29 protein-coding genes are annotated in these 19,101 nt (G+C 62.0%); 1 reads left to right on the forward strand and 28 read right to left on the reverse strand.

All coding sequences use genetic code 11. The features are described 5' to 3' along the window. Window positions 1–1,692: a hypothetical protein gene (locus tag N4J17_RS04420; protein WP_338457649.1), complete on the forward strand. Its 1,692-nt coding sequence runs from the start codon at window positions 1–3 to the stop codon at window positions 1,690–1,692. 78 nt (window positions 1,693–1,770) lie between these two features. On the opposite strand, the gene N4J17_RS04425 is transcribed toward N4J17_RS04420, so the two are convergent. The 28 genes from N4J17_RS04425 to N4J17_RS04560 all read right to left on the reverse strand — a co-directional run bounded on the left by N4J17_RS04425 (window position 1,771) and on the right by N4J17_RS04560 (window position 19,098). Further along, entirely contained in the window at window positions 1,771–2,307 is a 537-nt protein-coding gene (locus tag N4J17_RS04425) for a phage virion morphogenesis protein (RefSeq protein ID WP_198321662.1), read from the reverse strand. Between the two features lie 6 nt (window positions 2,308–2,313). Continuing rightward, a complete protein-coding gene (locus tag N4J17_RS04430) occupies window positions 2,314–2,646 on the reverse strand; it encodes a hypothetical protein (protein WP_198321663.1) in 333 nt (110 codons plus the stop codon). Continuing rightward, complete coding sequence (locus N4J17_RS04435) at window positions 2,636–4,162, reverse strand: phage minor head protein (RefSeq protein WP_198321664.1); 1,527 nt, start codon at window positions 4,160–4,162, stop codon at window positions 2,636–2,638. Before N4J17_RS04435 ends, N4J17_RS04430 begins: the two co-directional genes overlap by 11 nt. Continuing rightward, window positions 4,162–5,367 carry a hypothetical protein gene (locus N4J17_RS04440; RefSeq protein WP_198321665.1) on the reverse strand — a complete coding sequence of 402 codons (1,206 nt, stop codon included), beginning with the start codon at window positions 5,365–5,367 and terminating at the stop codon, window positions 4,162–4,164. Before N4J17_RS04440 ends, N4J17_RS04435 begins: the two co-directional genes overlap by 1 nt. Before the next feature lie 3 nt (window positions 5,368–5,370). Further along, window positions 5,371–5,673: a hypothetical protein gene (locus tag N4J17_RS04445; protein WP_198321666.1), complete on the reverse strand. Its 303-nt coding sequence runs from the start codon at window positions 5,671–5,673 to the stop codon at window positions 5,371–5,373. Between the two features lie 42 nt (window positions 5,674–5,715). Beyond that, window positions 5,716–7,371 (reverse strand): DUF935 domain-containing protein, encoded by a 1,656-nt coding sequence (locus N4J17_RS04450; RefSeq protein ID WP_198321667.1) that lies wholly within the window; start codon window positions 7,369–7,371, stop codon window positions 5,716–5,718. Between the two features lies 1 nt (window position 7,372). Next, window positions 7,373–8,785 carry a terminase large subunit domain-containing protein gene (locus N4J17_RS04455; RefSeq protein WP_198321668.1) on the reverse strand — a complete coding sequence of 471 codons (1,413 nt, stop codon included), beginning with the start codon at window positions 8,783–8,785 and terminating at the stop codon, window positions 7,373–7,375. Further along, window positions 8,782–9,348, reverse strand: a complete 567-nt coding sequence (locus tag N4J17_RS04460) for a phage protein Gp27 family protein (protein WP_198321669.1) — start codon at window positions 9,346–9,348, stop codon at window positions 8,782–8,784. Before N4J17_RS04460 ends, N4J17_RS04455 begins: the two co-directional genes overlap by 4 nt. Next, a complete protein-coding gene (locus tag N4J17_RS04465; protein ID WP_198321670.1) occupies window positions 9,348–9,638 on the reverse strand; it encodes a hypothetical protein in 291 nt (96 codons plus the stop codon). The genes N4J17_RS04460 and N4J17_RS04465 overlap by 1 nt, the downstream gene beginning before the upstream one ends. Then, on the reverse strand, window positions 9,635–10,033 hold the full coding sequence (locus N4J17_RS04470; RefSeq protein ID WP_198321671.1) for a hypothetical protein: 399 nt from the start codon (window positions 10,031–10,033) through the stop codon (window positions 9,635–9,637). Before N4J17_RS04470 ends, N4J17_RS04465 begins: the two co-directional genes overlap by 4 nt. Then, the gene (locus N4J17_RS04475; protein WP_198321672.1) at window positions 10,030–10,284 is read right to left on the reverse strand and encodes a TraR/DksA family transcriptional regulator; all 255 of its coding nucleotides are present in this window, start codon (window positions 10,282–10,284) and stop codon (window positions 10,030–10,032) included. Before N4J17_RS04475 ends, N4J17_RS04470 begins: the two co-directional genes overlap by 4 nt. Before the next feature lie 217 nt (window positions 10,285–10,501). Further along, entirely contained in the window at window positions 10,502–10,828 is a 327-nt protein-coding gene (locus tag N4J17_RS04480; RefSeq protein ID WP_198321673.1) for a hypothetical protein, read from the reverse strand. Continuing rightward, window positions 10,809–11,234, reverse strand: a complete 426-nt coding sequence (locus N4J17_RS04485) for a hypothetical protein (protein ID WP_198321674.1) — start codon at window positions 11,232–11,234, stop codon at window positions 10,809–10,811. The genes N4J17_RS04480 and N4J17_RS04485 overlap by 20 nt, the downstream gene beginning before the upstream one ends. Continuing rightward, the gene (locus N4J17_RS04490) at window positions 11,227–11,472 is read right to left on the reverse strand and encodes a hypothetical protein (RefSeq protein ID WP_198321675.1); all 246 of its coding nucleotides are present in this window, start codon (window positions 11,470–11,472) and stop codon (window positions 11,227–11,229) included. Before N4J17_RS04490 ends, N4J17_RS04485 begins: the two co-directional genes overlap by 8 nt. Beyond that, entirely contained in the window at window positions 11,469–11,798 is a 330-nt protein-coding gene (locus tag N4J17_RS04495) for a hypothetical protein (RefSeq protein ID WP_198321676.1), read from the reverse strand. Before N4J17_RS04495 ends, N4J17_RS04490 begins: the two co-directional genes overlap by 4 nt. A gap of 61 nt (window positions 11,799–11,859) precedes the next feature. Next, window positions 11,860–12,273 (reverse strand): Mor transcription activator family protein, encoded by a 414-nt coding sequence (locus N4J17_RS04500; protein WP_198321677.1) that lies wholly within the window; start codon window positions 12,271–12,273, stop codon window positions 11,860–11,862. Continuing rightward, window positions 12,270–12,761, reverse strand: a complete 492-nt coding sequence (locus N4J17_RS04505; RefSeq protein WP_198321678.1) for a gp16 family protein — start codon at window positions 12,759–12,761, stop codon at window positions 12,270–12,272. Before N4J17_RS04505 ends, N4J17_RS04500 begins: the two co-directional genes overlap by 4 nt. Further along, window positions 12,761–12,967, reverse strand: coding sequence for a helix-turn-helix domain-containing protein (locus N4J17_RS04510; RefSeq protein ID WP_198321679.1), 207 nt, complete (start codon window positions 12,965–12,967; stop codon window positions 12,761–12,763). Before N4J17_RS04510 ends, N4J17_RS04505 begins: the two co-directional genes overlap by 1 nt. A 36-nt stretch (window positions 12,968–13,003) precedes the next feature. Next, window positions 13,004–13,471: a BRO-N domain-containing protein gene (locus N4J17_RS04515; RefSeq protein ID WP_198321680.1), complete on the reverse strand. Its 468-nt coding sequence runs from the start codon at window positions 13,469–13,471 to the stop codon at window positions 13,004–13,006. 8 nt (window positions 13,472–13,479) lie between these two features. Then, a complete protein-coding gene (locus tag N4J17_RS04520; protein ID WP_198321681.1) occupies window positions 13,480–13,767 on the reverse strand; it encodes a hypothetical protein in 288 nt (95 codons plus the stop codon). After that, window positions 13,760–14,008, reverse strand: a complete 249-nt coding sequence (locus tag N4J17_RS04525; protein ID WP_198321682.1) for a hypothetical protein — start codon at window positions 14,006–14,008, stop codon at window positions 13,760–13,762. The genes N4J17_RS04520 and N4J17_RS04525 overlap by 8 nt, the downstream gene beginning before the upstream one ends. A 278-nt stretch (window positions 14,009–14,286) precedes the next feature. Continuing rightward, window positions 14,287–14,946 carry a DUF3164 family protein gene (locus N4J17_RS04530; RefSeq protein WP_198321683.1) on the reverse strand — a complete coding sequence of 220 codons (660 nt, stop codon included), beginning with the start codon at window positions 14,944–14,946 and terminating at the stop codon, window positions 14,287–14,289. A gap of 16 nt (window positions 14,947–14,962) precedes the next feature. Then, window positions 14,963–15,124 (reverse strand): hypothetical protein, encoded by a 162-nt coding sequence (locus tag N4J17_RS04535; protein WP_198321684.1) that lies wholly within the window; start codon window positions 15,122–15,124, stop codon window positions 14,963–14,965. After that, on the reverse strand, window positions 15,121–15,627 hold the full coding sequence (locus tag N4J17_RS04540) for a hypothetical protein (protein WP_198321685.1): 507 nt from the start codon (window positions 15,625–15,627) through the stop codon (window positions 15,121–15,123). The genes N4J17_RS04535 and N4J17_RS04540 overlap by 4 nt, the downstream gene beginning before the upstream one ends. A gap of 76 nt (window positions 15,628–15,703) precedes the next feature. Then, on the reverse strand, window positions 15,704–15,934 hold the full coding sequence (locus N4J17_RS04545; RefSeq protein WP_198321686.1) for a hypothetical protein: 231 nt from the start codon (window positions 15,932–15,934) through the stop codon (window positions 15,704–15,706). A gap of 2 nt (window positions 15,935–15,936) precedes the next feature. Further along, complete coding sequence (locus tag N4J17_RS04550) at window positions 15,937–17,127, reverse strand: AAA family ATPase (protein ID WP_338457650.1); 1,191 nt, start codon at window positions 17,125–17,127, stop codon at window positions 15,937–15,939. Further along, window positions 17,090–17,290, reverse strand: a complete 201-nt coding sequence (locus N4J17_RS04555; protein WP_338457651.1) for a hypothetical protein — start codon at window positions 17,288–17,290, stop codon at window positions 17,090–17,092. Before N4J17_RS04555 ends, N4J17_RS04550 begins: the two co-directional genes overlap by 38 nt. A gap of 14 nt (window positions 17,291–17,304) precedes the next feature. Then, window positions 17,305–19,098, reverse strand: a complete 1,794-nt coding sequence (locus N4J17_RS04560) for a hypothetical protein (RefSeq protein ID WP_338457652.1) — start codon at window positions 19,096–19,098, stop codon at window positions 17,305–17,307. Window positions 19,099–19,101 lie beyond the last annotated feature (3 nt).

Below are 19,101 nucleotides of genomic sequence, written 5' to 3' on the forward strand. Positions count from 1 at the left end.
ATGCCCTTGCTAAATGCCATAGAGTCCACCGTCGCACGCACGAGGAAGACGATTCGGCGACGAATCGCGGCATCGTGGCAGTACGGGTATAGAGCCAAATACCGGCTTGCACAATGGGGGCTTCGATATGGCAGCATTGTACTTGCTGCGGTTCTACTCCTTCTCGTATCCGCCAGCGCTTATCTGTCGCCGGCTCTCCAAACTGTGCTTGGGGAGCACTACGCGACAGAACAGGCGATCGAGGGGCTGCGCGGCCTGATTCTAAACACGGGAACCGCGCTGATAGGTGCGGCCGCCATTGTGACATCGCTCGTACTGTTCGCCATGCAGGTAAACATCGAGCGCATGCCTCACGGGTTATTTCGCCGCCTGAGTGCAGATCCGAAGCTGCTCGGCGCGTTTGCGTTGGCATTCCTCCTGGCAATCGGCGTCGCATCGCTCTCCACGTTCGTGGATCAGACCCGGCTGGCGTACGTCGTGCTCGCGGCCTCATGGGCGATCGTATTCATACTGATCTCGTTCATGTACGCCTATCGGCGCGCCTTGGTCCTCATCAATCCCTTGCAGCAACTCGGCATACTCATTCAAGACACCCGGAAGGAATTGCGGACCTGGGCTCGGCGGGCTCAGCGGGCAATGCCACTCCTTGAGCGCGAAGAACCTGCAAGTGCCACGTCGTCACCCACGGACTCCACGCATGACTTGGCCCGTAGGGTCTTCTTCCAGATCAACAATCGATGGACCGATGGCGCGAAACGAGCGATCCGACATGCAATGTCGTTTGCTCGGCGCTATGCAGAGCAAGGGGATTATGAAGTTTCCGGCGCGGCGCTGAACGCTGTCGTCGGCATCAATGCTGCATACATCGAGTCCAAGGGGAAAACTTTCTACGCCAATAACCCATTTGTCGACAACCCTCTTTCTAGCGACAGCTTCTTCAACGACACACTGGAGCACCTGCGGCAAAACGCCCAGAGTGGGATTACGCGCCGGGATGAGCAGCAAATCGAACAGACATTGCAAGCTATGGCTGCGCTTGTTCAGGTGTATCTGGGCATCGATTACTCGAGCCCATATGCTGCAAAAAGCCACGCACAACTCGCCGCAGGATACCTTGCGAGCGCGGTACAGACCGTGGTTCCTCACGATATGGCCGATGTTCTGCTGGAGGGACAACGGCTGATGGGGCAGTCTGCGCGATATATCCTCGCCCATGGAGATCCTAACGACATAGCGGTACTCAGCGAAAAGATTGCTTTGGTCGCGTGCACTGGCTGCGCGAAAGAGGATTACCGCCCAGTTACGATGGAAGGCATGACGCAGCTTGCGAATCTGACTTTCGACCTCCTTCGATCCAGGAACCACGACATCCATTTCGCGGTTGGAGAAATCCGCCGAGACGTGGCCTTGGTTGCGAAGTTGTTTCTTAAGGTGCCAGATGCACCTCTATCGAGCAGCCATAGCACATTCCTGGGGCCGTACTACTCGTCGACGAGCATGCAGAGCTTGAGGGCGCGGCTTACGGCCTTGGCAAACGCGATCTCTGAAGCGCAACCGGACAATGCGGACGTCCAATCGATCATACGGAACATTGAGCGTTGGGCTGACGGCCTCTACCAAACGGAGAAGGAGTTACTTCTCGCAGCCGTACTGAAGGGGAGTGAGATAAATGAACGGGAATGTGTGAGATAAACGGGAAGAACAGGGATGAAGAAGGAAGAAACGGAACGTCAAAACGAAAAAACGTTTCACACGACGCAACAACACAAATCAGCCGATCGCGGCCTGAATGTGCTCCTCAAGAATCGCGGCGATCTCTTCCCGGTCGGCATCGGACAAGCCGACAAACGGCCTCGCTGGGATATCGCCCCAGGGAATCGGATGTCCTTTCTTTGAGCCGGCATGGCGCCTGAAGTCGTTCTTGTCGTACTTCAAACGCGACAGCTGGTAGTACCTTCCGAACTCGCCCATCGCCGCACCGAACTGATGAACAGCCCCGTAGATCCTGTCGGTGCCGAACAGCAGGCCATCGTCCTCGATCTGGTAGTGAAGGGAATTGCGCAGATGCCCTTCGAGCACCAGCACCTTGTCCTGGTGTTGTGGCTTGATAGCGCGGTAGGACTCTGACAGCGGCGCCCACTTCGAGCCATCCGGCGCTTCCCCCGCGGCGAAGCGTTCATCGTGGGACCGCTCAAGATAAGCGCCGATGTCACGGAGCGCGGCTTCCGGATTGCCGATCAGGCGCGCCAATTCCGCCAGGGCCGTCCTCGCGTTTTCGTCATCGACCCGAATGAACGTGCCGGCCATCGCGACTCAGTAGGTCACAGTGACATCAGGAAAACCATCGAGACCATGGGGTTCAGAATCCTCGATCACCGGGTACGCTGCAGCCAAATCAGGCGGCAGCTTCCATGTGTAACCCAAAAGCGCAGCGAACTCGGTACGGTTCCGTAGCGGATCGGTCGCTCTAATCGAGCTCGGGATGGGGTGGCAGCCGATGTAGCCCTGCTTCATTACATAATCCGCCATCTCTTGCACGATGGCTGCATCAGGTCCGCGAACTTCGCCCGTCTCTTCATCCCAAGAAAATTCGATAGGGTCGAAAGCTCTTGGAGTCATCGGTTCAAGACGAAAATCACGGAACATAATGGAAGAGCACCCCTATCACCAAGTTGAACAACTCTCGATCACGAACCAATAATCTAGTAAAGCTAACCGCGTCGCGCGGCGCCAGCACGGTTTCAAACGCCATGGTCAAAACTTCTAGAGCGCCACGGCCATCGTATTCCTTCCCGAAATAGGGATCAATATAGTGATCCTCTCGGGCACGTTCGTCTCTTCCGTAGGCAAGATCGGGTTTGAGGTCCTTCAGCCGTCGGAGCGGGTCGCCGTTGGTGCGCCGACGATGGAGCGCTTGAAACAGACCGTCCAGTTCCGGCATGGCCGACTGTAGACGGTGGGCCAGTTCATGAACCGCGCTGAATGGGTCATGACATCGGATATATCCAGCGTTGACGTCTCCCGGCATCACACCGAACCCCTGTCTTTTCAGGTCGAGCATCTGGCCTCGGTAATCCCCTATCAGCGTCATGTGGAGGGCACGGGCCTCGGAATAGCGCCCATACAGCTTACCGAACGCATCGGCCTTACGCGTCCAACTATCCGGAAACTGGCGCGATGCCTCTTCCAGCAGGCGTTTCGCTTTGCTCCCGTTCGACCCATAGGGTGTCACGGCCGCAGCTGTCTGGGTTCCGACCTCCGTCTGCAGCACTTCTCGGAGCGCGGCGCGGAAATCCTCGGATGCCGTACCCGCCTTGCCTATCAACGCATCGGTCTTCAGGTTTCCGAGGCGGATCAATTCGTCCAGATCCTTCGATGTGATCCTGGGCGATAGCACCTCTTCCTTCAACTGTCGCCCAATCCCCGCCGGCAGCTTCGCCACCTTCCGCTCGATCTCCTTGCGCATCAGATCCGTGCGCGAGGCGCCCGGCGCGTAATCCCAGCCGGGATCGATGCCGTTCGGCACCCGGTGCACCTCGCCGGTCACCTTGTCCGTCCAGTCGTAGCTGCCATCGTCCGGCGGCGTATCCGGGCCGGTCTTGCCCATCCGTCGCAGATCCCGCTCGGCCAACGCGAACATCCGGCACTTGCAGCCCCAGCCGTTCGGCGGCCAATGGGTTTGCACCCAGGGGTCGTCGACGGCCATGACCAGTCCGTCCCAGCTCACATGCAGCGGACGCGGATGGGCGGATAGATCGGAGTGCTTGTACTCGAGGTACGGCCGCCATTGCTTGCCCGCCTGCACCTGCGCCCAGCGTCCGGCCTGGTAGGCGGTGCGCAGGTTGGTGTCGTAGATCAGCCGGGTGCGCCACGCGCGTCCGGCCGCTGTCGCTTCACCCTTCCAGCCCGTCCAGCCATGGCGGGCCACGATCGCATCGAAATCCTTCCGGAATTCCGCCAGCGTCGTACCCTTGGACACCCCCTTGAGCACAGCTCCATGCAGGTCGGCCAGCAGATCGGCCTTGGCGGCGCCGGCCACCATGAAGCCGACGTCGTGCTCTTCCTTCCAGACATCCGCCCAGCGGTCGGTCGGGACCAGGTCTTTCCCGCGGAAGAACCGGATCGCCTCGTCGAATGGGAGAGAACCGTATTGCCCGGACATCAGCCGATAACAGCCGGCAGCTCGATCGAATCGGCGTCCACCCCGGAGAACTCAACCCAGGGGCCGGCACCGCGTCGCACGTCGAAACGCGCCTTCGGATTGCGCGGGATCTCCAGCGTTGCAATACCGTTGGCATCGCTCAATGCTTTCATGACTTGCGCGGAATACGCACCTTTTGATCCAACGGCATCGCGCATCCGAATCACGACTTCGACCCCCGCCACCGCTGCACCATGAACATCGTAGCAATACGCCAAGGCGACTGTTTTGGTGGGACCGGAGGGAGCCGGGATGGATATCACTGGGCCAGACGGTACGTTGTACACAATTCGATCGTTGATCGCCTGTACCTCGGAGGCGATCCCTGAGATCGTAGGGTCGGATGCGAGGTCTGCCGCTGTGATATACCCGGTTCCGACGGTGTCGTCAGTTGGAACTCCAACAGATACTCGGGCCGGAGGCGGGACAGCCAGTGAACCGGTGTAGGCGGCGTCGCCGTAAACTGTGCCGGAACGGACGTTGGCCTGCGCTGGGACAACTAAGGCTGTTGGGCGGCATACCTCTATCGTGCCGTCCTCAAGCACCACTTCAAATTTTCGGTGGGGCACATTAAGCATTCGACACCCACCGCTTGTGTTTACACCCACAGAGTAGTACGGCGCTGGCCCCGATAGGGCCTCTTCGTAGTAGGCGATAGTTGTAATAGCGACAGCGCCGATCCCAGTCGCTGCAAACCCAGCTCCGGAAATGGCGCGTTTCACCCATGCCTTCCCCGTGCCGTAAACATAGAGCCCCACGGATGACTGACCAGAACCTCCGTAAACGTCGCCGATGATGTGCAGGTCACCCGCTACGCGATGGGTAATGCCCATGATGTTTGTCCCCGTCCCTCCGTGCGAGTCTCCGACGATATAGGAAGTCTCTCCGGCAACGCCGGTATATTGCACGCACCCGTATTCGATCAGGAATTCCGATCCAGCGTAAATGTTCGCCGTTAGTGTCCGGTTGCCGGGTAGCTGGAATCGCCCGCCCTGTACCGCTCCGCCTGTCGCATCGTTCCGGACCTCCGCCAGCGTCCAATCGACGTCGATAACGATGGATTTGCCGTTCGCAACCGCGACGTCCCCCGGCCCAGGCACGACCCCACCAGCCCACGTTGCGGGGGCGCTGGCATTACCGTTCTGTGCCGCGAGGATGATGGCCACGGCTTAATACCCTCGGGCGGTGATAAACGCTTGGATGGCTGGGAGGATCGCTGCCATAGCAGCAGCCAGCACAGGATCGGTCTCGGCCTGTGCGTAGCAGGCACCAACGCCCTCCTGCCGAATGCCGGCAGGGTTGGTGTCTAGCGTGCCATCCGGGAGGTAGCGGTACGGAGTCAAGCGGAGCGACATCGCCCCCTCGATGTTGTTGGCGATGACGACAGGGGCGAGGGTAAGCTCAACCAAGTACTTGTCGTAGGGAATCTCCGGATGTACGACCGTTGACGGTGAGGTTGCTAGGATAGGCATGGGGTACTCCATTCAAAATTGCAATTAAGGTCGACGGCGATTTCATTCCCCCTGGCGGACTTCGAATTGCCCCGCCATTCGGGCCGCGAACATCCCCTGCGCCATGAATTCCGCGAAGTCGCGGGCGTCCATCGCGGCGAATAGAGACGGTAGCGACTCGCCGAATTCCGCCAGCGTCTGGCCGTCGGCAATCGCCTGGTAGAGCGCCGTGCGGATCGGATCGAGCAGCCCTTTTTCGATCAGCGGCTCGGCCTCTCGTCCGAGGCGCTCGACGTATTGGTCGACCACGTCGGGTGCCGGGTCGGCTTCGGCCAGATCAGCGCTGTTATTTCGCGGCGGAGCCGCTCCCACAGAGGCTGCCAACCCTCCCAGCCCCCCCTTATCAGGGGGGGGTGTTGTGGGAGCGGCTCCGCCGCGATCAAGGATTGGCAAGCTGCCGTTGTCCGGCGGCGGCGCAGGCTTCACTTCCTCCCACTCCCCGCCGTAGGTCTCCTTGACCTCTTTCAGGGTCGGCTTGTAGCCGATGTCGAACACGTTCTTGTCGCGTTCGGAGCGAGCCTTCAGGTCTTCCGGTTCTTCGACGTCGCGCCAGACCTTCGGGTAGGCCGCGCCGGGGTAGTTCCAGTCGACCAGCCAGCGAATGAAGGACCGGTTGGCCGACTCGCAGATCAGATCCGCATCGGCTTTGACCAGGTCGCGGCGGACGTCGGCGGCATTGCTCTCACCGCCCAGCCGGCCGGGCGTGGCGTCGGTGCTGCCGGTGTGGCCCAGCACCACCTTGCTGATCGCGGCGTTCATGCGGTCGTACAGCGCGGTGTAATCGGCGGTGCCGGAGCGGGCGGCTTCGATCAGCTCGATCTGCATGCCCTCGGGAATGATGACCCCGGAGTCGCGCTGGATCGCCCGTACCGCGGACAGCAGCCTGCGTTTTTCCGCATCGGTGGCGCCGGGCTGATAGGTTCCCTTGCCGGTGGGCATACCGAACTTCTCCAGGAAGATCAGCCAGAACTTGATGTCGTTCTTTTTGAAGAAGGTTGGCCAATACAGCCAGTGTCCCAGTCCCAGGCCGTAGGGTTCGTCGTCGTGGTCGGCGCCGGTGGCGAACACCCAGAACTTGCGCTCGGGCATCAGCTCGCCCTGGGCGTTGCTGCCGGTCAGCAACCGCAGGCGAAAATCCCCGTCGAAGGCAAACCGGCGCCGGTCGCGCACCTTCACCGCATCCAGCACGATCTGGGCGCCGTCGCGCGCCCACAGGCACTCGGCCACCGCCCAGCCGTAGAACACCCCGTACAGCATCTTGTCGGTGCGCTGGTCCCAGCCGATGTGCTCGAGCTGGGCCTTGATGAAATCCGCAGCCTGCTTGTCGATCCGCTTGGTGCCGCCGGGTTCCACGTCCCATTCGGCGGAGGTCACGGCGCTGCGGCGCTGGCCGAACGAGGTTTGCACCTGGTCGTCGCGCAGCACCTCTGCGTAGACCTTCAGGTCCCCGCCCTTGGCCTGCAGGATTTCGTCCGAGGACGGCAGGATCATGTCCGGGTGGATGTAGCCGCGGGTGACGTCGCGACCGTCGTGGGTGGTCGCTATCTCGTCGAATTCCGGGCCGGCGGTCTCCGCCAGCTCGGCGAAGGGTGGCAAGGGCCTGCCGTGAGCGGAGTCGAATGGTGCGGCAGCTCGAGCGATGTAATCCCAGAATCCCATCTCAATACCCCTCGAAGTCGTTCAGCCCGGACACGGTGCCGAAGCCGCGGTCGGTGAGGGCCAGCTCGTTTTCACCGGCGTCGATCACGGCACGACGGCCGCCGATGGATTGGAAGTCGATCGGTGCGACGGGCGAACTGGCGGCATTGAGTGCCAGGAAACAAGCCCAGGCGCGATCGGCGTGGCCGGCGCTGTCCGAGTCGGCGACGAATCGCGGGGCGCCGGTGGCGGAGGTCTCCTTCTTCAGCTTGTGCAGATCGTTGCGGAGCTCCTGGTTCCCTTCCGGGATCCGGACCCGGCGGTCTTCGAATGCCTCCTTCCCCGTGGTTGCCAGCGCCAGTTTGTTGGGGCCGGTGAATAGAACGCCCTCAACGCGGCTGGTGCCGAAGCGGCGCTGTGCATCTTCGACAGGCTTCTCGCCCATCCCCGTCTGGTCCATGCAGCAGCGTATGACCCGGTAGCGATTGAACGCATCAGCCAGCAGCGCGTCCTGCTCAGCAAATGAAATACGTCGCCTGGCTAGAATCTCACGTGTCCAATACACATCGCCTACGGCCTCCAATACCCAAATCACGAACAGGTCGTTGCGCGCCGCGATGTCGACGCCGAGAAAACAAGGGCCGCCGGCATAGTGCTCGGGGATGCCGGCGTGGTCGTGCTCGACCGAATTGATCAGTTCGAATGACAGCCAGGCGGACGCTTCGTCCAGCCATTGCAGCTCGAATTCCTGCGCCCAGGCGTCCTCGTCGTTCAGCGCCGCCCGCATCTCCTCAATGTCGCGGGGCAGGCCATCCGCGACGGCCTGGTAGATGTCGACCACGTGGCGCGACCAGGCCGAGTCCTCGGCGGTCGACAGGTCGTAGAACTTGTTGCCTTTGCCGTTCGGCGTGCTGGTCACGCGCAGCTTGAATCCGGCGGAGATAACCGGAAACAGCGCCGTCCATATCTTGCGGGAATCCTGGTGAAAGGCGAACTCGTCGAGAAAGACGTTGGCCGAGAAGCCGCGTGCGGTGTCCGGGTTGGCTGGCAGCGCGGTGATCTTGTTGACGATCTTCCCGCGATCGGTGAACACGACTTGCAGCGCTTTGCGTTTGATGCCCGAGTCGGCGTCGTACCACTCGACTTCTTCTTTGCCGACGCTCTTCGGATTAAGGAGAGCATTGGCAGACGTCATGTAGGATTCGAGGTGACGGAATACGCCTTCCTCCATCGCCTCGCGCGCTTGGCGTTCGCCGCGGGACAATATGACCCACGGCGAACGTTTGCCGGCTGCGGTCGCCTCTAACACATCATCGACCACTTCTAACGTGGTAGTGAAGGTCTTGCCGGTTTGCCTGGCGAAGCGGCCCAGCTTGAACCGGGAACGATCTTTCAGCCAGCGCTGCTGGTAGGGGTAGAGGGTGACTGATGTCATACCAGCCCGTAGACCTCCTGCCGGATGATCCGCAGGGTCTCGGCATCGAGCTTTCGAGCGCCCGGCACAGTGCCGGCCGCCTCCGCTTCAAGTCCAGCGATTTTCGACTCCAGCTCCTTTCTTAGAGACGACCGCCACTTCTTCATGGCAATGGTTGAGCGTGCCTGATCCGCATTGGCCCTATTTATCAGCGACAAGAGCTTGCCGTAGTCCTCCGGCGCCATGTCATCTCTCAGCTTTCGCAATCGATAAAGGAACCGGAGATTTTCTGCGGCGACAGCATCGTTCGTGGCGTCTTGAATCGACCCGTCGTCGTCGGCCGCCACGGATTTTGCGGCTTTGATCGTATCCAGGATGACTCGTCGCTCGGCCATCTCGTTCTCGTATTCCTCCTTGAAATCGGCGCCGTGCCGGTGCAGTGCGGATGTACCGATGCTGTAGCCTTGCGACGCCAACCACTCTGACAGCCCGGCGTAGCCACCGAAACCGGACTCCACCAGTCGTGCGTTGAGCTCCTCACGGATTTCACGTGGCAGCTTATTGACCGCTTTGACGCGCGGCATCAGCCCGTCTCGCCCGGCAACGGCCGCCGAATGCCGGGAATCGCCCGTGTACCTTCCAGCGCTTCCAGGCCCTCCATCGTCAACGTGGCGATATGTACGCCCTGGCACGCGGTATCGAGTACAGCATCGGCATTGGCACTCAGCCAGGCCAGCTCGATCTTGAGCTGGTCGCGGTTCATGGCATGGCCAGCGTTACGCAAGGCGGCGAGTAGCACCTCTTGATTGGTGGTGTAGTTGGGCTGCTCCCGTAGAATCTTCAGGATATGGAAACGCACGTCCTCGCGATTCATAACTTGCTCCCTTGGTGCATCATCAATCCTGTGAGCCGGTCCAAATTGGTCAGCACTTGAGTGACCTGGCCAGCCATTTGCCCAACCTGACCCTCCATGCGACTGAGCTGCGTCATCAGGCCATCCACGCGCCGGTGTACTGCTGCCAGGTCGTCATGTTTGATAGCGTTCTCGGCCGCCATTTCCAGCGCAGAAATGCGCTCGGAGTGCTGCCCCAACCGGTGCATGGCTTTTTCCTCCAGCGTTTTGGTTTCGCTGGACGCACTCTTTTGCACCGCCTTGAGCTCGTCGGTAGCCGCCTTGCTGCGATTGCTGACCTGAACCCAGGCCACGACGCCGAAGTTCATCATGAACATCAAGACGGTCCAGAAGTTGAAGTCGAACGAAACTGTCATCGCCGCGCCTCCGCTGCCAAATAGCGCTCGTGCTCAACCTGGCAGTCCATACAGCGAATCGCCGTCGGATAGGCATCGAGCCGACCCTGTGGAATCGGCGCCTCGCAGTCATAGCAAATGATCGTCGGCGCACCGTCTTCGCCGGCAACCACGACCTGCGGCATGTCCGGCTTCATCATGTCCAGCGCAGCGCGCCGGTTCAGCTCGAGCTCTTGCTCGATACGATCTTCCGCAATGTCAGCGGCGTCCATCCTGATCTCCGATTTCACACGACAGGCCGGCCCCGAATTCCGTCGGCTGTTCGCCAGGAACAAATCCCGATGCGCCAGGGAACGTCATGTAGCCGGTCGGCGAACAAGCCAAGCAGCCGCATCCGGGCAATGCGAGTTCCGCCAGCAAGGTAGCTCCGATTAGCGCAGCGTAATCGGAGGAAATCCGCTGCGTGCGATTACGCTGCGCTAATCGCACCTACCGGCCCTCCCGACACACCCGGATCGCCTCGCGGGCGCGGGCATAGCCGAATAGCAGCACCTTGCCGCCCGCATCGGCCTGGGGCGGCCGGCCGGGGGCGATGGCGATGAAGACGGTCGAGGCCAGCGGCGGCAGCTCTGGCAGAGCACAGGTATTTCGCGGCGCAGCCGCTCCCGCCGGGGAAAGAGCTACCGGTTCTGTGGGAGCGGCTCCGCCGCGCTCCGGAAACAGTGCCTTCGGCCCGACCTGTACACATCCCGCCAGCGTTAGCGACAGCGCCAGAATCGCCGCGGGCGGGAATCCGTTAACGCACCCCAGGCACACGGTCCACCCCCGCTTCCACATCCTCATGCTTGAGCCAGCGCTCGCACGCCATCGCGCCGTTCTCGTGGGTACAGACGGCCCAGATCAGCAGGGTGAGCGTCTTCCGGTCGAACAGGTTGATCGTGTGATCCGCGTCCACGTCGAGCGCTTGCGCGACCCGTCGGACATAGGTGGCGGTGTCGTTCTCATTGGGCGGCGCCCAACGGGTGATGATCTGGCTGACGGTGTGGAGCTTGTGCTTCCTCTGGTAGTTGAGCAGCGTCACCCCCAGCGCCCGCACCCCGTTCTCCATTTGCTCGAACCGGACAAACCGTTCGTCGTGGCCGATCTGGCCCTCCCAAGCATTGCGCGGGTTGTAGACGAGATTGCCGGGATTGTTGTTGCGCAGGCCCCGCGGCTTAACCATGCTGCTGCCTCCGCACGAACGCCGCGAATTCCTCGTCGGTCATGTCATCCCCTCGCCCTTGGGGAAAGGAAGCCGGGGCGATGCCGGCTTTTTCGATCTTGTGGCCGACGCCCGCGATGCCGATGCCTTGCACGATGAACTGCATGGCAATGTCCGCGCCGTGCAGGCCGAGCAGCCAGCCCAGCAGGCCATAGATGACCGAGACGATCGCGGCGGTTTTGGTCTTCCAGCCGGTCACGGCGCAGTCTCCACAGCCGGCTTCTCGGGCAGCACCCCGACCGCCATTTCGATGGCGCGGTTCATCATCCGGGCCGGAATCTGCTCCGCCCAGGCGATTTCCCGCGCCTTCAGCTCGCTGACAATCAGCGCAATGGCCGCCTGCTTTTTGGCTTCACCGGACTTCGGCGCCCAGCTCAGCGAATCTTCGACGGCCTTGACCATCCGCTCCGTGATCGGCAGCAGAATTTCCCATTGCTGGCGAACGCCATCGGCCAGCATCGGCGCGAAATAGCGCCACAGAATCGGCCACGCTTTGGCGGCCAGATTGAGAATCCACGTCCACATTGGTTGGAGTACTCCGGGTTGTCGACTTCAACCGCAGAGTAAAGGGACGCAGGCAATCGGATCAGGCGGAAACGTTTCCGCCGCAGGATTCGAACAGATCGATGTTGGGGGAGAATTCCTCGGCCTCACCGAGGATGTTGCGGATTTGGCGCTCGCTGAGATGATGCCGCAGCGCCAGGGCGGCCTGGCTGTAACCCTGTGCGCGTTCGGTGCGGATCAGCACGTTACGGCAAAGCGTCATGTACCGGTCGGCCTTCGCGATTTCGGGCCGGTCGCCGCCCAAATACTCGGCGATGGCGCGCGCCGCGTCAATGCCGACCACCTCCACCAGCGGGTGATCGGGCTCCAGCTTATCGGCCACCGGCACATACAGCCGCGTCCCGCCCCAGCGCTTCGCAATCGCCAACGCCGCCGGGAAACCAGCGATTCTGGCGATGTCGGAGAGGACGCCGGGGAGGTCGATGGGTAGAGTCATTGAGCGCGTGGACCTTCCGAGTCCGCCCGATCCTCCGCCTGCCGGGCGGCCCGGAATCCCCATTTTTTGAGCTGCTCGATCACCCGCGAGGCTTGGTGCTCGTCCAGCCATTGCAGCGCCTCCACGCCGGTCATGCGCTTCACGTAGGCGGCCAGGGCGGATTCGTTCGGGTCGCGCACGATCCCGGCCTGGTGCAGCCCCAGCCACAGCGCCCGGATTTTGCGCGACTGAGCCTCTTGGTCGACCGTCCGGCTTGTTGCCCCTCTCCCTTTGGGAGAGGGGTTGGGGTGAGGGCGCGTCTTATGCCGAACTTTGAACCCTTTGGCCTTAAGCGCCTCCAGGGCTTTTTCCAGCTCCGGCACGGTCATATCCGTCGTCGAGGTTTTGCCGGTGGCCGACTTCAGCAATAGACGGTAAACGTCGTCGCCGAGCCGCAGATCGCGCTTGGCGACGTGGATCAACTTGATCAGTTTCTGGCGCGGGTCCATTAGAATGCCCTCGCAAACATGTCCGTCTGGGATTCCTTCCTGATCCGCCGCAGGCAGGCTTGCATGGCCCGGCCTTCCGCCCGGCCCTTCTTGTATTCAGCGTCCGTCAGCAGCTTGTATTGCCGCATCTGCCGCAGGGCGCGAGAGACCGTGCTGGGATGTAGCCCCAGCTCGGCGGCGATTTTCGTAATCGTCGTGCCCGTCATGAACTTGAAGTGGATACGCTCCCAGGCCGGGTGCTTCTAGCACAGCGCTTTGACCACATCCCGGTAGGCGGCGTACCAGCCGGTTTCTTCGTGGCGGTGCTCGATCAGGTCCAGCGCCCATGCGCGGAACCGTCGGCCAACCTCCGTCTTGGCCAGCATGCCCAGCAGATAACAGCCGCGCAGACTGAATACGCGCACCTTAATTTTTCGGGTGTGGCGCTTCAGTTTTGCCCGACTACCACCCTCAGATTGAGGGTGGTAGTCATCGGCCCCGGCCTCGATATCCATCTCGATCACGGCGGTTTCTTTCTGCGTGAATTCGTCATCGTTTCGACCATACAGGGTGAGAACAGCATCGCCTGGGTCGGCAAATTCGAGCGCCTCGCCCACCGTTTTGGCGGTAAACCAAGGCTTCCCGTTCCGGTCGATCACCTTCAGGCTCTGGCCGTGAAAGTCGAGGTACAGCGGGCAGTAATCGCGATAGCGTAAGGTGAGCAAAGACATGCGGCCTCCTAGTGCGTGACACGGTCGAGTTTCATGGCATGGATCAGTTCCTGGACCGAAACATACCTATGGAATTCATCCAGCAGTCCTTGGTGCTTGGCACGCTTGAAGCGATGCTTTTTGAAAAGGCCAAGCAGAGTTTCCGCGTGGCTGAAGCCGCGTGCAGTCGCCATACCGAACAGACCGACGACGATATTGAGAGCACGCTCTTTCAGCTCGTCGTCGGCCTCCTCGTCATAGGCCGCGAAACAAAAGAGCTTGAATGTGGCGCTTAAAGAAAAAACAGTCTCAGACATGACGATTCTCCGGAGAGTGGGGAAGCGAAGATAAAAGCCGGTCCCGCTCGTCTAGGACGTGCTCGAACTGCAGCGAGAGGATTTTGAAGCAGTGCCGCAGCATGTTTTCCATGTCGGCGTAGGCGTCGCGCTCCTCCTCTGCGAGGTCGGCAGGCGGAGCTTGACGTGCGGCCTTGGCGGCGCGGTAAGCGGCGAGGGAAATAACGGGCGCGCGCGGACGCGCAGGGGGTTTCTTGGCCATGAGGGCCTCCTTTGGTAGCGGTTGAAATCCGCCACACCCCCGACCAAGAGGGTGGACGGACCGGACAGGGTTGGTCGACCGGCCCAAAGGAAACCGGCACCCCCGAAGGGGTCCCCGCCCGGCCCGCCCATAGAGGGACGCGCCAAGGCGCTGCGCACAAAAAAGCCGCTTAGGGCGCGGCTGTGCGCCTTTGGTTTCCGGGCGACCAAGCCCGATCCCGGCATGAGGCCGGGACGGCAACAGGAAACCGCAACGCACGCGCCTTGTCAACATGGCGATCAAACCCCCGCCAAATCCATCGAAATCAGCCGCCACTCGTCGGCCTCGCCGAGGCGCTCGTAGACCATGATGTAGCTGGCCGTGCCGACCGACACGGTGGCATCGCCGATCGCCCGCATCGCCTCCATCCAGCGCGGGTCCTTAATGTCGAGCCGACGCAGGGACAGCACCCGGCCTGTGTTTATGCGTCCGGTCTTGTCGACCTGGAACGCGTCGTTCACCAGCGCCCGCAGCTCATCGCGAGCACCATCGCACCAATCGTGCAGACACTCGTCGATCAGCGCCTTCGCGGCCTGCAGCCGCTCGTCGAAGCGCAGCAGGTCCGCGTATTTGCGCTGCACCTTGTAGCGCCCGTCGTAGCTGTAGAGCGTCAGGTTGCCCTTGCCGCCCTCCCGTGTGCCGCGGAACGTGACGCCGTATTGCTCCGCCGACAAATCGACGAATGCGGCGATGTCGCCGAACGCATCCGCCTTGAAATCGCGCAGCAGTCCGCTGAGACCCATCGCCTTGCCGACGATCTCCCGCACCAATTGGTCACGCGCTTTGTCGATCGGCTTTACCAGCGTTTCCGGTACCAGCCGGCCCTCGGCGTCGCGCCAGTGCACGACGCCGTTGATGTCCTGAAACGACGACGCCGGCGCCGCTTGTGTGTGTGCCATGGTTAACCTCCTGCTCCTAAATACCCAGGTTGATGTCATCGGTGGCCGGGTGCCTCGCCTGTGCTTTGCGCTCGGCCCGGCCAACCAGGTTGATGTCCAGCACCGCACCGAGAAACAGCCCGGTACCGAGTCCAAACAGGAAGATCATCGCCATGCCGGCGAGAACGATGGTTTTCATTTCAATGCTCCTTTCAGATTGCTCAAGTGCCCGGCCACGTCCGCCATGCCCTGGCGTTTCGCGGCGGAGCCGCTCCCACCGTTGCGCCGCCGCTCTTCCGTCAGTGCTTCCGATCGGGCTTCCGCTTTACTCGCCTTGCCGACCAGGATTTCCAGCAGATAGCCGTGCGATTTCAGCGGGCGGGTAAACGGCTTGGCGCGGTCCCGGTCGAGGATTTCCTGCAGCGCGGCCGGCCAGACCTCCGCCGGTACCGCCCAGACCCGTCCGTCCCGGGTAATCTGCCCGGACTGGATCAGCGGCAGCAGCTCGCCGAGCAGGCTGGCCAGCCGATCCAGCGTGAGCTGGCGCTTTTCCGGACGGAACAGGGTGATGTACTGGATCAGCAGCTTTCCCATCGGCGCCGGGAGCTGCAGCGCGATCTGCACCGCCTCCCGCGCGCCGTCGTGCGCCACGATCACATCCAGGCTCATCAATGCGCCACAGCTGGGGCAGGCCAACTTCATGCCGCACCTCCCGTGGGAGCGGCTGCGCCGCGAAACGAAGATCGCGGCGGAGCCGCTCCTACTCTCTTGCGATGGGTCAAGCGCGCCCCCAGGCCAGCCGGCGCGCCTGGCGTTGCTTGGCTTGGGCAGCGGCCACGGTATTGACCGGCCGCTTTGCCTCGCGCATTTCCTTCTCCGCGGTTTCCGCGAGCTGCTCGGCACGGAACCAGGTGCCTACGATGAGGATTTCCCTAACCTGGTCGCCGACCTTGATGACGGACTTCCAGCCATACTGGCCCAGGCGTGGATAGTGATAGATGCGGATCATGGTCATACCTCCTTCACCAGTTCGGCGCCGACCTTCGGCGCGCCCAGTTCGGCGGCCAAGTTCAGACACCCGTTGACGAGATTCCCGACCGCCAGGGGATACAGCAGGGAAACGGTGTCCCGCGGTTGCCCGCGTCCGGGTGCCGAGGCAGACCGGCTGTAGGTCAGCTTCGCGCGGATCGCATCCAGCCCGGCCGGATCGAGCATGGCGCTCATATCTGCGCCTACACGCTTGAACTTGAAGGCCAGGTATTCTTCGAGGCGCGAGTCCAGTGGCGGCAGCTCTACGACCTCGCAGCGCTGGACGACCTCCCGCACCTCCGGATTGCGCTCGGAGAGCTTGGCACGCAATTCGGGTTGGCCGATGAGGATGATGGAGAGCAGCTTCTTGAAGCCGTCCTCCAGTTCGAAAAACCGCTTGAGGTGCTTGATGGTCGGTACCGGCAATCCATGCGCCTCCTCGATAATCAGACAGTGCGAATACCCTGCCTTGCGGCTTTCCTTCAGCAGGCGGTGCAATTGCCGGCTCTTCGCCTCCATCGAACGCCGCGGGTTTTCCAGCGGCGCCACCGCTGAAATGATGGCGTCGGCAATGCTGGCGGCCTTCATGGTCTTGCCCTTGGCGTCGTTGTCCTCCATGCCCAGCACGTAGGGTTCGATCACGACGACGGGCTGATCCTCCCGGTTGATCCGGTCGATCAGATCCCGCCGCAGCGTGGTCTTGCCCGCTCCGGATTCGCCGACCACGGCGAGGAATCCGCCGTGCTTGGCGGTTGCGAACATCGCCTCTCGGACGTAGCGGATGTCGTTCGATACGAACACGTCGTCCTGGTCGCTCACGTCCTCGCTGAACGGATCGCGGAACAACCCGAAATGCCGGCGGGCCGCTGGTGACAGCCCCTGTTTACGTAGTAACATCTCAGTCTCCTGTGTGGGCTCCAGCCCATTGCTACCCGGCTGGTGGGTGTTGGCGCACTCATCAGCCACCTTGAAAATATCCTCCCCCACGCTCAAACCGTGCCCCTGGCAGACCAGCAGGATGGCCTCCCGCAGCACGAGCCCGGCTTTGGGCCACTGGTTATGGTTCACGATCTGGGCGATCGTGGCAGGGCTGACCCCGCACGCTCGAGCCAGTGCGGCCTGGCTGAATCCCGCTTCAATGAGTACGCGCTTGAGCTTCAGCACCGCGCTCACCCATGTACTGCACCAGCTTCACATCGCCATCGCTGACGATTTCCATATAGGTCGTTCCGCCGACCCGCCATACCGAAACGGCGCACCGTTCCGGCATGTAACGGGCGAGCGTAAACAGCGCCGCCTTCATCTCGTCTTTGATTTCGCCTTCCTTAAAAGCCATCGTTGTGTCTCCTCTCAAACCGCCCGCAAACCGGGCTTGACCGATTCCGCCGCCGCTGTGAGCTGCGCCAGAATCCCCTCGATCGCATCCTCCTGGGCGCCGTCCGGAAAACGGCGTTCCAGCCAGGCATAGGATTGCGACGTCCACGCAATCCCCCGCGCTTCCAGCTCCGGCTTGAGCCGCTTGACGAGCTGCGGAATCGACAGGGGGGTGAATTCGAACTTCGGCACCGCCGTTTCATGCTCGGTACCGCGCTTGGGTAGGTAATCGGGTGTAGGCTCGGTTTTCGCCCGGAGGTAGGGATCGACCTCGTTGCCGAACGGCACGTAGTCCCGACGCTCGCGCGCCTTGTCGGCGTCGGCCTGACGGTCTCGTCCCGAGGCGATTCGGGCAATCTCCTTGCGATGGGTATCCGCCAGCGTGTCGGGGCGGCTCTTGCGCTCTTCGCCGATCAGGGCCGCATCGGCCTGGAATCCCCATTCGTTGTTGTAGGGGTCGACGTTGCCGGTCACGTCCGGCAATTGGTAATGCACCTCCCGGCCCTGTTCATCCTCGACCACCGCCATCGCGGTGTTGGCGACGAACGGATGCCAATGCACATGCACCGTCCCACCGACCAGTACACCGGGCACGTCACCCACGTACCAGGTGCGCCGTTGGAAACTCACCGTGAGGTTGCCAGTGACTTTGCGTGCCAGCGGTTCGTCCGTGGCCAGGGCCAGCAGGGTACTTTCGGCACCGACCCTGACCAGGTGTTCGGCCCGGATGTGCATCCAGGCGGCCATGCGCGTCATGCCGTGGCGGCCGAGAACGGCATGATTGTTCCAGTGGATCTGATACATCTCGGCCAGGGTGTTCAGGTCGGCGAAATCGGCGACCTGTCTTCGGGCAAACCGGAGCCCGCTCTCGAATGCCAACTCGACGATGTCATTGCCTTTTTCGACGCTGCCCTTGGCTCGCGGGCGGCGGCGCTCGTTGACGATCAACTCGATCCCCATCCGCCGGCAAAACCGCTTAACCAAGCCGCCGGAGGTGGCGCCGGGATCGACCATGAGGATGCGCGGCCGGCCTTCGAACGGGTCTTTGCGCGGGTCCGGCTTGCCGGCCATGGCCCAGGCCAGAAATCGCACCGTGTGTTCGCCGGTTTCCGCATGCGGGTAGTAGCGGAACCGGGTGAGCCCAGTGCAATGGTCGGTGAGCACATAGCGGATCACCCGGAACCGCTCGATGGCCTTCAGGTTTTCCGGCTTGTTCTTGTAGTGGGCCGCCTGGTCCGTCTCGACCAGTTCCGCCCCACCGCCCGGCAGATAGAACAGCACGCACACCGAGCCGTCGACTTGCCATACATGGTTGGGATGTGCCGACTTGAGCTTGACGTGCGGTGACGGCTGCTTGAGCTGTTCCGGGTGCAGGGTATAGGCCCGGAGTGCGCGGGAGATGGCCGATATCGAGAGGGGGATGATTTCTCCCGTGGTCTCGTCGCCGCGCCCGGCGACGATCTTGCCGTTCGCACGTAGCACATCGACCGCCTGGGCAATGGTCACGGTCTTCTTGGCGTTCTTCCGGTACCCCTCCATGATGTAGGCTGAAATCGCGGCAGCTTCGGCACGCGGCAGCTCGACCTCTCCGGCGTCGGCGCGCCGTTTGCGATTGCTCACGGTCACCTCCTCGAGCGCACGGTAGAACGTGGCCCGGTGCATGCCGAGGGTGGCGCAGGCCGTCTCCACGATGCGCCCCTTCTCGCCCTTGCGCGCGGCGGCGAGCTGCTCGGCAAACTGGGAAACGGCGATCAGGCGCTGGGCTGACATGGA

This window comes from Methylococcus capsulatus (assembly GCF_036864975.1).
GTDB lineage: Bacteria > Pseudomonadota > Gammaproteobacteria > Methylococcales > Methylococcaceae > Methylococcus.

What these genes read in the sequence shown, in the direction of transcription:
- N4J17_RS04505 (WP_198321678.1), bottom strand. Translation starts at nt 12,761, where the DNA reads ATGGACCCGCGCCAGAAACTGATCAAGTTGATCCACGTCGCCAAGCGC.
- N4J17_RS04445 (WP_198321666.1), bottom strand. Translation starts at nt 5,673, where the DNA reads ATGCCTATCCTAGCAACCTCACCGTCAACGGTCGTACATCCGGAGATT.
- N4J17_RS04485 (WP_198321674.1), bottom strand. Translation starts at nt 11,234, where the DNA reads ATGGTTAAGCCGCGGGGCCTGCGCAACAACAATCCCGGCAATCTCGTC.
- N4J17_RS04475 (WP_198321672.1), bottom strand. Translation starts at nt 10,284, where the DNA reads ATGGACGCCGCTGACATTGCGGAAGATCGTATCGAGCAAGAGCTCGAG.
- N4J17_RS04455 (WP_198321668.1), bottom strand. Translation starts at nt 8,785, where the DNA reads ATGACATCAGTCACCCTCTACCCCTACCAGCAGCGCTGGCTGAAAGAT.
- N4J17_RS04530 (WP_198321683.1), bottom strand. Translation starts at nt 14,946, where the DNA reads ATGGCACACACACAAGCGGCGCCGGCGTCGTCGTTTCAGGACATCAAC.
- N4J17_RS04435 (WP_198321664.1), bottom strand. Translation starts at nt 4,162, where the DNA reads ATGTCCGGGCAATACGGTTCTCTCCCATTCGACGAGGCGATCCGGTTC.
- N4J17_RS04535 (WP_198321684.1), bottom strand. Translation starts at nt 15,124, where the DNA reads ATGAAAACCATCGTTCTCGCCGGCATGGCGATGATCTTCCTGTTTGGA.
- N4J17_RS04470 (WP_198321671.1), bottom strand. Translation starts at nt 10,033, where the DNA reads ATGACAGTTTCGTTCGACTTCAACTTCTGGACCGTCTTGATGTTCATG.
- N4J17_RS04450 (WP_198321667.1), bottom strand. Translation starts at nt 7,371, where the DNA reads ATGGGATTCTGGGATTACATCGCTCGAGCTGCCGCACCATTCGACTCC.
- N4J17_RS04545 (WP_198321686.1), bottom strand. Translation starts at nt 15,934, where the DNA reads ATGATCCGCATCTATCACTATCCACGCCTGGGCCAGTATGGCTGGAAG.
- N4J17_RS04525 (WP_198321682.1), bottom strand. Translation starts at nt 14,008, where the DNA reads ATGGCCAAGAAACCCCCTGCGCGTCCGCGCGCGCCCGTTATTTCCCTC.
- N4J17_RS04515 (WP_198321680.1), bottom strand. Translation starts at nt 13,471, where the DNA reads ATGTCTTTGCTCACCTTACGCTATCGCGATTACTGCCCGCTGTACCTC.
- N4J17_RS04555 (WP_338457651.1), bottom strand. Translation starts at nt 17,290, where the DNA reads ATGGCTTTTAAGGAAGGCGAAATCAAAGACGAGATGAAGGCGGCGCTG.
- N4J17_RS04420 (WP_338457649.1), top strand. Translation starts at nt 1, where the DNA reads ATGCCCTTGCTAAATGCCATAGAGTCCACCGTCGCACGCACGAGGAAG.
- N4J17_RS04560 (WP_338457652.1), bottom strand. Translation starts at nt 19,098, where the DNA reads ATGTCAGCCCAGCGCCTGATCGCCGTTTCCCAGTTTGCCGAGCAGCTC.
- N4J17_RS04425 (WP_198321662.1), bottom strand. Translation starts at nt 2,307, where the DNA reads ATGGCCGGCACGTTCATTCGGGTCGATGACGAAAACGCGAGGACGGCC.
- N4J17_RS04540 (WP_198321685.1), bottom strand. Translation starts at nt 15,627, where the DNA reads ATGAAGTTGGCCTGCCCCAGCTGTGGCGCATTGATGAGCCTGGATGTG.
- N4J17_RS04520 (WP_198321681.1), bottom strand. Translation starts at nt 13,767, where the DNA reads ATGTCTGAGACTGTTTTTTCTTTAAGCGCCACATTCAAGCTCTTTTGT.
- N4J17_RS04495 (WP_198321676.1), bottom strand. Translation starts at nt 11,798, where the DNA reads ATGTGGACGTGGATTCTCAATCTGGCCGCCAAAGCGTGGCCGATTCTG.
- N4J17_RS04510 (WP_198321679.1), bottom strand. Translation starts at nt 12,967, where the DNA reads ATGACGGGCACGACGATTACGAAAATCGCCGCCGAGCTGGGGCTACAT.
- N4J17_RS04500 (WP_198321677.1), bottom strand. Translation starts at nt 12,273, where the DNA reads ATGACTCTACCCATCGACCTCCCCGGCGTCCTCTCCGACATCGCCAGA.
- N4J17_RS04465 (WP_198321670.1), bottom strand. Translation starts at nt 9,638, where the DNA reads ATGAATCGCGAGGACGTGCGTTTCCATATCCTGAAGATTCTACGGGAG.
- N4J17_RS04460 (WP_198321669.1), bottom strand. Translation starts at nt 9,348, where the DNA reads ATGCCGCGCGTCAAAGCGGTCAATAAGCTGCCACGTGAAATCCGTGAG.
- N4J17_RS04430 (WP_198321663.1), bottom strand. Translation starts at nt 2,646, where the DNA reads ATGTTCCGTGATTTTCGTCTTGAACCGATGACTCCAAGAGCTTTCGAC.